The following is a 12,425-nucleotide window of genomic DNA, read 5'->3' on the forward strand; positions in this document are numbered from 1 at the left end:
CTCGCCCGAACCCACCCAAGGGGCGCGGGGCTGTGACATCGTGCGGCTCCGCCGCGTGGGCGCGACCAGCCACGAACAACCCGCTGCCGACCACTCCGGGTCGGACCCTCACACCGTGAACCGCCCACCATTCGCCAGCACCACGGCCCCCACGAGATTCGCCGCCTCCTCGCTCGCCAGAAACAGAGCGACATCGGCGATCTCCTCCGGGGTCGCATAGGGACGAACCCGCGGATCAGCGAACCCCCGCCGAAGCGCCGCAGGTGTCCGCGCCGCCATGCCGGTCTCGGTGGGCCCCGGCGCCACCGTGTTGACCCGGACCCCGAACGCGATCGCCTCCTTGGCCACCGACTGACTCAGCGCATGCGCCCCCGCCTTCGAAGCGGCGTAGTGCGGATAACCGGCCTGGGCGTCGAAGGCCGAAGAGGAGCCGACAGTGACGACGGCCCCGGACCGTTGAGGCGCCATCACCCGCAACGCAGCCCGCAGCACATGAAAGGTGCCGTCCAGGTTGACCCGCATGACCCGCCGCCAGGCATCGCCGCCGAGCCGCCCCGTGACCACCGGCGGTCGCTCCGCGACCAGCGCCTCGGCGATCCACTCCTTGGCCGTGGGATCGTCGACCCCGGCCGCGTGCACCACGACGTCCAGCCGCCCGTGCTGCCGTACGACCTCGTCGAAGGCCCGATCGACCTGCACGGCCTCGGCCACGTCGACGGTCAGGGAGTGCGCTCCCGCCACCTCCTTCGCCACGGCCTCCACTGCGGGGCCGTCCACATCGATGGCGAACACCTCGGCCCCCTGCCCGGCGAGCCGCCGAGCCACGGCCGCGCCGATCCCTGATCCCGCACCGGTGACGAGCGCGACCCGCCCGGCGAAGCGCCCCGTGTGCTCACCGTCCATGCAAGCTCACCACCCCACAGGCATCTACTGAACTGACTTCATTTTTGTTACTGTCCCCGGTATGTCAACAGGCAGGACGAGAGCGTTGCGGCTGACCCGCTGGGGCGGCCCACCGATCCTCACCGAGGTGGCACACCCCACCCCCATGGCCGAAGAGGTCCTGATCCAGGTGGAGGCGGCGGGCCTCTGCCGCTCCGACCTCCACGTCATCGACGCCCGCCCGGGCGACCTCCCGTACCGCATTCCGTTCACCCTCGGGCACGAGGTGGCGGGCCGAGTCGTACAGCGCGGCCCGCTGGCCACGGGCCCCGCGGTCGGTGAGCGCGTGGTCGTCTACGGCCCCTGGGGCTGCGGAAGGTGCACACGCTGCGCGGCCGGCGCGGAGAACTACTGCGACCGGCGCGCGGCACTGGACGCCGACCGCGTCGGCACCGGGGCGGGGCTCGGGCGCGACGGCGGGATGGCGGATCTGCTGCGCGTGCCGTCCGGACGGCTGCTGGTCCCGGCGGGCGATCTGCCTGCCGAAGAGGCCGCGCCCCTGCCGGACGCCGGACTCACCGCCTATCACGCGGTGGCCACGGTCCGGCGCACCCTCGACGAAGCCGACGCGAGCGTGATCGTCCTGGGCGTGGGCGGCCTCGGACACCTGGCCGTCCAGATCCTGCGCGCCACGACGACCGCACAGGTGCTGGCCGTGGACGTACGGGAGGAGGCACTCGCCCTGGCCGACAGGTGCGGCGCGCACTTCGGAACCCTCCTGCGCCCCGATACCGCGGCCGTCCTGCGGGGCCGTACGGGCGGAGTGGGAGCGGTGGCCGTGCTCGACTTCGTCGGCAGCCCTTCCAGTCTGGAGTTGGCGGTGGACGTGCTGCGGGCGGGTGGGGAACTGGCCGTGGTCGGCAGCGGCGGAGGACAGCTCCTGGTCCGCAAGCCCGGCACCTTCCCCCCGGGAACGCGGATCTCGTTGCCGTTCTGGGGGACCTTGCCCGAGTTGGAGGCCGTCATCACCCTGGCGGCAAAGGGCTCCTTGCGGGTGGACGTGGAGCGGTTCGCGCTGTCGAGCGCGGCAGAGGCGATCACGAGGCTGCGCTCCGGCGAGGTGCGGGGACGCGCGGTTCTGATCCCCGACTGATCCCGCCCCGACCCATCCGACCGATCCGGCCGAAACCCGTGCCTCACACCCTGCACCCGCCACCCTCTCGACTCCAGAAGTGAGTTCAATTAGCGTCTTGTCCCACTCGGCTACGCGAAGGCGGTGGGACCCGCTATGGATGCGGAGACAGTGGATCTGCTGGTGATAGGCGGCGGTATGGCCGGCCTCTCGGCCGCCGCCCGGGTGGCCGCCGAGGGCGGCTCGGTGGTCCTGGTGGAGAAGGCGGAACGCACCGGCGGGTCCGCCCGGTTCGCCGGTTTCGTATGGACGACTCCGTCGGTCGAAGAGATGCGACGGGTCAATCCGGACGGCGACCCGGAGCTGGCCACCGCCCTGGTGGACGGGTTCGCCGACGGCGTGGCCTGGATCGAGTCCCTCGGCGTGGAGTGCCGACCGCCGGTGCCCGTGCTGGGCTTCGGCCGTGGGCACCGGGTCGACACCAACCACTACCTGGACGCGTGCGAGCGACTGATCCGCGATCGGGGCCGGCCTGTGCTGACCGCCACCCGGACCCGCTCCCTGGTGACGGAGAACGGCGTGGTCAGAGGGGCGGACTGCGTCCTGCCGGACGGTTCCGTGCGCCGGATCGAGGCCACCTGGACCCTGCTCGCGACCGGCGGTTTCCAGGGCGATCGGGGTCTGCGCACCGAGCATGTCCATCCCCAGGCCGCGGACATCGGGCTGCGGGCCAACCCGCACAGCCGCGGCGACGGGCTCACGCTCGGGCGTGCCGCGGGCGCCGCGTTCGGCAGGAAGGACGCGGGGTTCTACGGGCATCTCATGCCGGCGGGCGTCTCACTGGCCGACCCCGCGCGCTTCGTCGAGCTGGCGCTCTACTACAGCGAGCACGCCCTGCTCTTCGACACGAGCGGCGAGCGCCTCGTCGACGAGACGGTCGGGGACCATCTGACGACGATGGCGCTGCTCGAACGACCGGAGGCCCGCGGCCTGTTGGTCGCCGACGCGCGGGTGCACCGCGAGTGGATCAGCGCCTCGTACGTGGAGGGCATCCCCGGCGTGGACAAGTTCCAGTTGTGCCATCGCGCCGGGGCCCGCAGCGCGGTGGCGGACAGTCTGGAGGACTTCGCGTCGATGCCCGACGAGTGGGGCTATCCCGGCGCCACGATCCGCGACCGGATCATGGAGTTCAACGCCACCGTGGGCGCGAACGGCGGCACCACGCCCGGCCGCCTCCTCGACCGACGCCCGCTCGACGAACCGCCGTTCTACGTCGTCGAGGCGGCCCCGGCGATCACGTTCACCTTCGGCGGCCTGCTGATCGACGCCGGGGCGCACGTGCTGTCCGCGGACTCGGCGGACGGACGGGCACCGGTGCCGGGCCTGCTCGCGGCCGGCGCGGACGCGGGCGGACTGTACCGGCGTGCCTACGCGGGCGGCCTTGCCCCCGCCCTGGTCTTCGGCCTGGCGGCGGCACGGACCGCGCTGACCGAGACACCGTCGGCCGTCGGTCGCTGAACCCCGGTCGGCTCCCGCTCTCCACAAATCCCGTGCACGAGGCTTGCCCACGCGGCGCCGGAGTGCCTAGCTTACTGAATTGAGTTCACTTTAGCTCAGCGGTTCGTGAGGTGATCATGCTTCCTGCATGTGTGGCGCGAACACGCTCTTCCCCGAGGGAGGGACTGTGAGTCAGTTCCTGCTTGTCCTGGTCAGCGGTGTGGCCAGTGGAGCCGTGTACGGCCTCCTGGGTCTCGGGCTGGTCATCATCTACCGGGCCACCGACGTCGTGAACTTCGCGATGGCCTCGCTCGCGACCCTGGGTCTGTACGTGGCGCTCTCGCTCCACGACCGCGGTGTGGCCACGGTGCTCGGTGTCCTCGCCGCCGTCGCGATCACGGTGGCGGCGGGCCTGCTGGTGCGCGAGACGGTGATCCGGCCGCTGGGACAGGGTCAGTTGTTCTCCGCGCTCGTCGTGACGATGGGCGTGTCCCTGGTCGCGGAGAGCACGGCCGGATCGATCTGGGGCAACCAGCCCAAGGACTTTCCCAGCCTGGTCGACGGGACGGTGCGCTGGTCGGGCGCCGCCCTGCCGGTCCAGAGCCTGGTGACGATCGCGGTGGCCGCCGTGGCGATGGCGCTGGTGGGCTATCTGTTCGCCCGCACCACGCTCGGCTCGGCCATGCGCGCCGCCGCCGAGTCGGCGGACACCGCCCGTGTGGTCGGGCTGAGTTCGCAACGGCTCGCCAGGATCTCCTGGGCGCTCGGACTGGGTCTCGCCGCACTCGCCGCCTGTCTGTACGCCCCGAGGTCGGGGCTGGTGCCCACCGCGCTGGTCGCGCCCCTCTTCCGGGCCTTCGCCGGAATCTTCCTGGGCGGCCTGACCAGCATGTACGGCGCCGTCCTGGGCGGGCTGACCATCGGCGTGCTGGACAACATGGCGGCGAACTACGTGTCCGCCAGCTTCCGGGACACGTTCGTTTTCTCGTTCACCGTGCTGGTGCTGCTGATCCGCCCCCAGGGCATGTTCGGCACCCGCACCTTCCAACGGGTCTGAGGGGTCGCATCCATGGTCTTCAACCGTTCCCTCCTGGCGCGGGCCGCCCTGGGCCCGGCCGCCGGTGCGGTGCTCATGGCGTTCATGGCCTCGGGCGCGATCCCCGCCTACCAGATGTACTCGGTGGGGCTCGCGGCCGTGTACACGATCGTCGTGCTGTCGGTCGGCCTGCTGGCCGGCTGGTCCGGCATCTGGTCGGTGGGGCACCCCGCGTTCTTCGCCATCGGCGCGTACTTCGCGGCGTACGGCAGCGGCCACGACTGGCCGCTGGAGGCGGTGGTCCTCGCAGCCGTCGCCACCGGTGCCCTCCTGGGCGCCTTCCTGGGGTACGCGGGTGCGAGGTTCTCGGTGCTGTACATCGCGCTGCTCACCCTCGCCTTCACGACCGTCACCCTGGAACTGATCAACCGCTGGAGCAGCGTGACCGGCGGCGACCAGGGCGTACCGGTGGTCCAGCTGCGCAGCGCCCTCGGCTTCGGCACCCTCGCGGGCGGCGGCACCGAGACGCAGTACCTCGCGGTCGGAGCCGCGGCCGTCGTGCTCGCGCTGGCCGTGCCGGCCGCCGCCTCCGGGCTGCGGATGCGGCTGGTGGCCGCCAAGTCGCACCCATTGGCCGCCCGTACGATCGGCATCGCGCCGGAGGCGCAGTCGTCGCTGTCGTTCGCGGTGAGCGCGGCGTGCACCTGCTTCGCGGGGGTGCTGCTCGGTCTGCTCACCGGGTTCGTCAGCCCGGATCCGTTCTCGCTGACCTTCGGTATCTCGCTGATCGCGGCGTGCGTGCTGGGCGGGGTCGGCACCATCGTCGGCGCCGTGGCCGGGGGCATCTACCTGACCTGGAACCCTTCCCTGTCGTCGGCCGTCGGGATGCCCCAACCGGTCGTGCAGGGCCTCGTGTTGATCGCGGTGCTCCTGTTCCTGCCGGGCGGCGTCGTACCTTTCCTCGCCAAGCCGGCGCGAAGCCTCCTACGACGGGGGCAGCGACGGCCGAACGCCGAAACCGAAGTACCACTGCCCGCCGATGAGTTGACGCACCTCGCGCCGCTCGGGCCCTCGGGCGACGGCCCCGTCCTGCTGCACCTGGAGCACGTGTCGGTCGCGTACGGCGGACTCAAGGCTCTGGAGGACGCCTCGCTGTCCGTGCGGCAGAACGAGATCCTGGCGGTCATCGGGCCCAATGGGGCGGGAAAGACCACCCTGTTGAATGCCCTGTCGGGTCTGACGGGCCATGGCCGCGTGAGCGGGACCGCCGACTTCGCGGGACAGCCTCTCTTCCGGGCCAGGGCGACCGCGCGGCGGCGGCTGGGCATCGGGCGTACCTTCCAGCACGCGGAGGCCTTCTCCGAACTCACCGTCGCCGAGAACGTGTTGTGCACCCGGCGCCGTATCACCGCCCGCGATCGGGCTGAGGTCGCCCGGCTGCTGCACTCCGTCGGTCTCGCGGAGGTGGCCGACCGCCGCCCCGGGGAGCTGCCGTTCGGCCTGCAGAAGCGACTCGACCTGGCGCGTGCGATGGCCGAGGAACCGAAGCTGCTGATCCTGGACGAGCCGTTCGGCGGCCTCGACGCGGGTGAACGGGCACTGCTGGCACGGCACATCAGGCGGCTGCACGCCGACGGCACCGCCGTGGTGGTCATCGACCACGTCCTCGACGACCTCTTCTCCGTCGCCCACCGGGTGCTCGCCTTCGACTTCGGCCGCACGATCGGCGAGGGCACCCCGGACACCGTTCTGCAGGACCCGAAGGTGCGGTCGTCGTATCTGGGAACGGTGGACGGCAGGACCCGGCCGCCCGAGCGGGTGGGCGAGCGGAGCATGCTCCGACTGCGCGGGATCGGCCACGCCTACGGCGGTGTGGTCGCCCTGCGCGACATCGACCTGGACGTCCGCCAGGGCGTCGTGCTGGGCATCGCCGGCGCCAACGGAGCGGGCAAGAGCACACTGGCCGGCATCCTGCACGGCTCGCTGGAACCCGCCCGTGGGGAAAGGGAGTTGGGCGGGTCCGTCCGCACCAGCCTGGCGCCCGAGGGACGGGCCCTGTTCAAGACGCTGTCCCTGCGCGAGAACCTCGAAGTCGCGGCGTACGCGGCGGGCATCACCGGTGCACCGCTGCGCGAACGGCTGGAGGAGACCGTCCAGTGGCTGCCGGCCCGGCTGCGCGACCGGATGTCCGCCTCCGCCGGCGGGCTGTCCGGCGGCGAGCAGCAGATGCTCGCCATCGCCCGGGCCCTGATCGTCGCGCCGGACGTCCTGATCGTCGACGAACCGGCGCTCGGGCTGGCCCCCGCCCTGGTCGACGAGGTGTACGACCGGCTGACCGGGCTGGCCCACGACGGCCTGACCGTCGTACTGCTCGAACAGCTGCTCAGCCGGGCCATGTCCGTGTGCCACGAGGTGGCCGTGCTGCACGAGGGCGCGGTCGCGGCCCAAGGGCGGCCGGGCGACCCGGAGTTCGCGGCGCTGGCGGAATCGGCGTACTTCAGCGGCGGCCAGGACGCGGCCGCCACGGCCGTGGCGGCCGACGCCCGGACCTCTCCAGTGAATTGACAATCCCGTTACGAACGAGGTGGACCGTGTTCCGTACGATCAGAAAATTCCGCCGCGTCGCGGGAACGACGGCCGTCATGGCCGCGGTGGCGCTCACCGCCAACGCGTGCGCCGGTCAGGACTCCGCGGCAGCCAGTGGCAGCTCCTCCGAGATCCACATCGGTGCGTGGCTGCCGCTCACCGGCGCCACCGCCACCTACGGCGTGGCCGAGAAGGTGGGCGCCGACGCGTACTTCAAGATGCTCAACGCCCAGGGCGGCATCAACGGCCGCAAGATCAAGTGGACGGTCAAGGACAACGCGGCCGACCCGCAGCAGACCGTGCAGATCGCCCGTGAACTGGTGGGCCAGGACAAGGTCGTGGCCATCGTCAACGCGAACGGCACCTCGCAGGCGGAGGCGGCCTTCCCGTTCGTCCTCAACCAGTCGAAGGTGCCGGTCCTGAACGAGGTGGGCGGCACCGAGTCCTGGTACAAGCCGCCGCGCCCCGGCCTGTTCGGCACCCAGACCCTGTACGAGGACCAGGCCGCGGCGGTCGCCGCCTGGGCGGTGCAGGACGGCGCGAAGAAGATCCTCGTCGTGCACAGTGACCCGGCCGCGTTCGTGAACGTGGCCAAGCAGGTGGAGCCGGTCGCGAAGAAGGTGGACCCCTCGGTCGAGGTCGACCGGCTGCCGGTCAAGTACCAGACCACCGACTACACACCCGTGATCAGCAAGGTGAAGGCCGCGAAGACCCAGGCGGTGGTCCTGATCCTCACCTCCCCCGAGGCGGCCGCCTTCCTCAAGGAGGCCAAACTCCAGGGGCTGTCGCTGCCCACCTACGCCTACGCGCCCGTCGCCGCCGAGTCGACGGTCGCCCTGGCCAAGGACGCCGCCGAGGGCCTCAAGGCCGTACAACTGGTGAAGGCGCCCTCCGACGACGACCCCGCGGTGAAGGAGTTCCGGACCGCGATGGCCAAGTACGAGCCCGGTCAGACCGCCGGATTCCTCGCCCTGTGGGGTTGGAGCAACGCGAAGGTGTTCGCCCAGATCACGAAGACCATCAAGGGGTCCGTGACGTCCCAGTCCATCACCGCGGCGTACCAGAAGGCGTCCAAGGTGGACCCGGGGGTGTCACCGGTCATGAACTTCAGCGGGAGCACCCATATCGGCACGCGCAGTGTGCAGCGCGTGGTCGTGAAGAACGGCGTCTGGACGTCCGTCGGCGACTTCTACACGCCGCCTTCCCGCGACTGAACGTCCTCGCCGCTGTGGCGGTCCGGCCGGGCGGCGGTCCGGCCGGGCACCGCGCTCCCGCTGACGTGCCCGCACCAACTGGAGGGAAACACAGGGCCAGTTGGTGCGAGTACCGCCAGTGCGTCGTGGCGCGAGGCCGTCCGGAGGTCCGGCCACGGCCGGCGCAAACACGACATCCGGGAGCGCGCCGTCCTTGATGAGCGTTTCCCTGCCGCCGGTCGGACGTGGCAGTCAGTGGCCGGCGTTCTGGCCGCCGTCGACGTGAAGCGTCTCGCCGGTGACGAAGGAGGCGTTCTCGAGGTGGACGACCGCGTCGCCGACGTCGCCGATCTCGCCCATCCGGTCGAGCGGGTGGCGCCGGGCGAGAGTTCCGTCGTCCGGGACCGGGGGCATGGTGATGTTGACGATGCCCAGGGCCACCGCGTTGCTCCGGATGCCGTGGGCCGCGTACTCGATGGCGAGGGACTTGGCGGCGGACTGGAGGCCGCCCTTGGTCAGGGAGGTGAGCACGGAGGGGGAACCGGAGTCGGCGTGGTCGACCAGGCTGGTGGTGATCTGGACGATATGGCCGCCGCCCTGGCGCAGCATCTGCTCGACGGCGAGCTGGGTGAGGCGGAAGAACCCGGTCAGATCGACGCCGACGACCGCCTCGTGGTCCTCCTACGAGTAGTCGGTGAACGGCTTGGCGATGAAGGGCCGGCGTTGTCGACCAGGGTTGATCTCCGGCGGCGGTGGGGGGCTGTGGGTGAGCGAGTGCGTCATCACGTTCGACGGGGTGCCCACCCACTCGGTCAGCATCATGGAATTCGCCCACGGGCACATGGTGCACGAGACCCAGTACTTCGCGGACGCCTTCGACGCGCCGGACTGGCGGACAGCACTCGCGGAACAGATGCCGGGCAGGAACATCGCCGGCGACTGAGGCTTCTGTGAACAGCCTTGCCCTGCCCCTCCCGCACGCCTAGCCTGATTTTGTGCCGCAAATAAACAAATCCCGAACGCACAATGACGTGCCGGGCAACACCACCACCGACCTCACCCGGCTCCGAATCGCCCTGACCCTCTTCTTCGCCCTCGACGGCTTCATCTTCGCCGGCTGGGTCGTCCGCATCCCCGCCATCAAGCACCAGACCGGCGCCTCGGCCAGCGCCCTCGGCCTCGCCCTCCTCGGCGTCTCCGCCGGCGCCGTCGTCACGATGATGCTCACCGGCCGACTCTGCCGCCGCTACGGCAGCCACCCCGTCACCGTGATCTGCGGCGCCCTGCTCTCCCTCAGCGTCGCACTGCCCCCGCTCACCCACTCGGCGCTCACCCTGGGTGCCGTGCTGCTGCTCTTCGGCAGCGCCTACGGCGGCATCAACGTCGCCTTCAACAGCGCCGCGGTCGACCTGGTACGGACCCTGCGGCGCCCCATCATGCCGAGCTTCCACGCCGCGTTCAGCCTCGGCGGCATGACCGGCGCCGGGCTGGGCGCGCTGGTCGCCGGGGCGCTCTCCCCGACGCAACACCTGCTGGGCCTCACCGTCATCGGCCTGCTCGTCACCGCGGTGGTCGGCCGGACCCTGTTGCGCATCCAGCCCCCGACACCGCCCCAGGATCCCCAGCAACAGGACTCCCCGACCCGTCGGTTGAACACCGGCACCCGCGGCCTCGTCGTCACCTTCGGTCTGATCGCCCTGTGCACCGCCTACGGCGAGGGCGCCCTGGCCGACTGGAGCGCCCTGCACCTGGAGCAGGACCTCGGCGCGGCCCCCGGCGCCGCGGCGATCGGCTACTCCTGCTTCGCCCTCGCCATGACGATCGGCCGCCTGTCCGGCACGAAGCTGCTCGAACGCCTGGGCAGAACCCGCACCTTGGTCTACGGCGGCGCGACCGCCGCAGCCGGCATGCTGCTCGGCGCGCTCGCGCCCACCCTGTGGGCCGCGCTGCTCGGCTTCGTGATCACCGGCCTCGGACTCGCCAACCTCTTCCCGGTCGCCGTCGAACGCGCGGGCACCCTGGCCGGCCCCGACGGAGTAGCGATCGCGTCCACCCTCGGCTACGGCGGCATGCTCCTGGGCCCGCCCGCCATCGGCTTCATGGCGGACTGGTTCTCCCTGCCCGTCGCTCTCACGAGCGTGGCGATCCTGGCGGCTTCGGCCGCACTCGTCGGGGCCATGACCCACCGGCTCACCCCTTGATCGCCCGGTGAGCACCTCGGCCGATCGGCCCGGTGAGACCTCGACCGCCATCCGCTGTTGACCCGACAATCGAAGCGCTTCGATATTCACGGGCGCCGACGGCATCCGCGCGGTGCGCATCGACCCGAAGTCCGGCGAACTGCTGGGCGAGCCGATGCGGTTGTGGTCGGGCACCGGACTGCCGTACCCCGAGGGCCCGCACCTGTACCGGGTCGGTGAGTGGTGGTACCTGCTGCTGTCGGAGGGCGGCACCGAACGCGGCCACGCCCTGCCCATCGCCCGAGCCCGCACGCTGCCGGGCCACACCGCACCCGGCCAACCCGGTGCTGTCCCACCGCAGCACCGACCACCCGATCCAGAACACCGGCCACGGCGACCTGGAGGGCGACCCGACACCCGCCCGGCTCGGGCTGCACCCGGGGGCGTAGCAGCTCAAGTCCACCGTCTCACCGGTTCTCCGGGGCATGATCGGTACGCTGCTACCGGGACGACCAGAGGGGCGGCGCGACCGTGGGCGAGCAGGCGGAGATCACGACGGCGAAGGAGGCCGCCGACCATGAGCTCATCGTGGCGTTCGGCCGGCTGCAAGGGGCGGCCAACCGGCTGGAGTACATCCTCGGCCGGGCGCTCGAAGTGGAGTGCGGCGTCAGCCACTTGATGTTCGAGGTGCTGCTGATCCTCGGCCGGGCGGGCGAGCCGGGGCTCTCCATGCGGGCCGTCGCCCAGGAGCAGGTCCTGACCACGGGCGGCGCCACCCGGCTGGTGGACCGCATGGAGGCGGCCGGGCTGGTGGAGCGCGCGGAGGATCCGGACGACCGGCGCGGGAAGCTGGTGCGGCTGACCGCGCAGGGCGAGGAGACGGTCGTACGCGCGTCCCGGGTCCACCTGGAGAACATCAAGCGGTACCTCGTGGACCCGCTGCCCGCGGCCGACCGGAAGCGGTTCGCGGAGGATCTCCGCATCCTCAGCCACTCGGCCCGGGATCTGCTGCCCCGCCTGCCCTGACCTGCGGACCGGCGGCGACGCCGATGCAATGACGTCAGCCGCGCCCTTGTGTCCCAGCTCACAGGCATCAGGAAATATCTGACACGTCAGTCACTGTTCTGTCAGATGAACCGCTCGCAACCCGCGGGCACCACTCCTCTGCCGAGGTCCTCGATGAAGCTCGTCTATGTCTTCGACGCCTACTGCGGCTGGTCGCACGGGTTCTCCGGAACCCTGAGCGAGGTCGTCTCCCGCCATCCCGAGCTGCCGGTCGAGGTCGTGTCCGGCGGCCTGTTCATCGGGTCGCGCCGGGTGCCGATCCGCCAGTTCGGCTACGTCCAGGGCGCGAACGCCAAGATCGCCGAGCTGACCGGAGCCGAGTTCGGCGAGGCGTACGAGAAGCTGATCGCCGACGGCTCGTTCGTGATGGACTCCGAGGCCGCCGCCCGTGGCGTCGCGGCCCTGCGCCAGGACGCCCCCGACCGTGCGGCGGAGCTCGCCGCGGCCCTCCAGCACGCCTTCTACGTCGGCGGACGCAGCCTGTCGGAGGCGGCCACGTACCGGAAGGTCGCCGAGGAGGCCGGACTCGACGCCGACGCCGTGGTCGCCGCTTTCGAAGGACCGGAGGCGCCGTATACGGCGGCGGACGACTTCCACCGTGCGGCTGAGCTGGGCGTCACCGGCTTCCCCACCCTGCTCGCCGTCGACGGAGACTCCGTCACCCCCGTGGCCCATGGCCATGCCACCGCCGACGAGATCGGCCGGCGGCTCGCAGCCCTTCCCATGCCCTGAACGTCTCCATCCCCAACCCACTCGCACAGGAGTCATCCATGAGCACCCTGACCTTCAAGGTCCTCGACCTGGACTTCCCGGCCGGCAGCAAGAACAAGACCGCCACCCTCGTCACCGGCGAG

The 12,425-nt window shown here is 71.2% G+C and carries 10 protein-coding genes and 3 pseudogenes; 11 read left to right on the forward strand and 2 right to left on the reverse strand.

From position 1 onward, the window contains the following. Nucleotides 1-108 precede the first annotated feature (108 nt). On the reverse strand, nt 109-903 hold the full coding sequence (locus ACWC09_RS33775) for an SDR family NAD(P)-dependent oxidoreductase (protein ID WP_450854734.1): 795 nt from the start codon (nt 901-903) through the stop codon (nt 109-111). Nucleotides 904-964: 61 nt separating this feature from the next. Here ACWC09_RS33775 and ACWC09_RS33780 point away from each other — a divergent pair, with 61 nt between their 5' ends. From ACWC09_RS33780 to ACWC09_RS33800, 5 genes are all read left to right on the forward strand, one after another. Beyond that, nucleotides 965-2,035, forward strand: a complete 1,071-nt coding sequence (locus tag ACWC09_RS33780) for an NAD(P)-dependent alcohol dehydrogenase (RefSeq protein WP_450854735.1) — start codon at nt 965-967, stop codon at nt 2,033-2,035. A 135-nt stretch (nt 2,036-2,170) separates the two neighbouring features. Next, nucleotides 2,171-3,532, forward strand: a complete 1,362-nt coding sequence (locus ACWC09_RS33785; protein ID WP_450854736.1) for an FAD-dependent oxidoreductase — start codon at nt 2,171-2,173, stop codon at nt 3,530-3,532. 166 nt (nt 3,533-3,698) lie between these two features. Continuing rightward, a complete protein-coding gene (locus ACWC09_RS33790) occupies nt 3,699-4,568 on the forward strand; it encodes a branched-chain amino acid ABC transporter permease (protein ID WP_450854737.1) in 870 nt (289 codons plus the stop codon). 12 nt (nt 4,569-4,580) lie between these two features. Continuing rightward, nucleotides 4,581-7,112 (forward strand): branched-chain amino acid ABC transporter ATP-binding protein/permease, encoded by a 2,532-nt coding sequence (locus tag ACWC09_RS33795; protein ID WP_450854738.1) that lies wholly within the window; start codon nt 4,581-4,583, stop codon nt 7,110-7,112. A gap of 26 nt (nt 7,113-7,138) precedes the next feature. Then, nucleotides 7,139-8,347: an ABC transporter substrate-binding protein gene (locus tag ACWC09_RS33800; protein ID WP_450854739.1), complete on the forward strand. Its 1,209-nt coding sequence runs from the start codon at nt 7,139-7,141 to the stop codon at nt 8,345-8,347. Between the two features lie 231 nt (nt 8,348-8,578). Here ACWC09_RS33800 and ACWC09_RS33805 read toward each other — a convergent pair. After that, a pseudogene (locus tag ACWC09_RS33805) lies at nt 8,579-9,072 on the reverse strand (SDR family NAD(P)-dependent oxidoreductase); the annotation flags it as partial. Between the two features lie 20 nt (nt 9,073-9,092). Between ACWC09_RS33805 and ACWC09_RS33810 the strand changes: the two are divergent. The 6 genes and pseudogenes from ACWC09_RS33810 to ACWC09_RS33835 all read left to right on the forward strand — a co-directional run. Then, the gene (locus ACWC09_RS33810) at nt 9,093-9,269 is read left to right on the forward strand and encodes a hypothetical protein (protein ID WP_450854740.1); all 177 of its coding nucleotides are present in this window, start codon (nt 9,093-9,095) and stop codon (nt 9,267-9,269) included. An 88-nt stretch (nt 9,270-9,357) separates the two neighbouring features. Then, the gene (locus tag ACWC09_RS33815) at nt 9,358-10,527 is read left to right on the forward strand and encodes an MFS transporter (RefSeq protein ID WP_450854741.1); all 1,170 of its coding nucleotides are present in this window, start codon (nt 9,358-9,360) and stop codon (nt 10,525-10,527) included. Between the two features lie 97 nt (nt 10,528-10,624). Further along, nucleotides 10,625-10,907 (forward strand): annotated as a pseudogene (locus tag ACWC09_RS33820) (family 43 glycosylhydrolase); the annotation flags it as partial. Between the two features lie 130 nt (nt 10,908-11,037). Beyond that, complete coding sequence (locus tag ACWC09_RS33825; RefSeq protein ID WP_450854742.1) at nt 11,038-11,532, forward strand: MarR family winged helix-turn-helix transcriptional regulator; 495 nt, start codon at nt 11,038-11,040, stop codon at nt 11,530-11,532. A gap of 153 nt (nt 11,533-11,685) precedes the next feature. Next, the gene (locus tag ACWC09_RS33830; protein WP_450854746.1) at nt 11,686-12,303 is read left to right on the forward strand and encodes a DsbA family protein; all 618 of its coding nucleotides are present in this window, start codon (nt 11,686-11,688) and stop codon (nt 12,301-12,303) included. A 38-nt stretch (nt 12,304-12,341) separates the two neighbouring features. Next, a pseudogene (locus ACWC09_RS33835) lies at nt 12,342-12,425 on the forward strand (MBL fold metallo-hydrolase); the annotation flags it as partial.

The sequence above is a fragment of the Streptomyces sp. NPDC001617 genome (genome assembly GCF_053596855.1).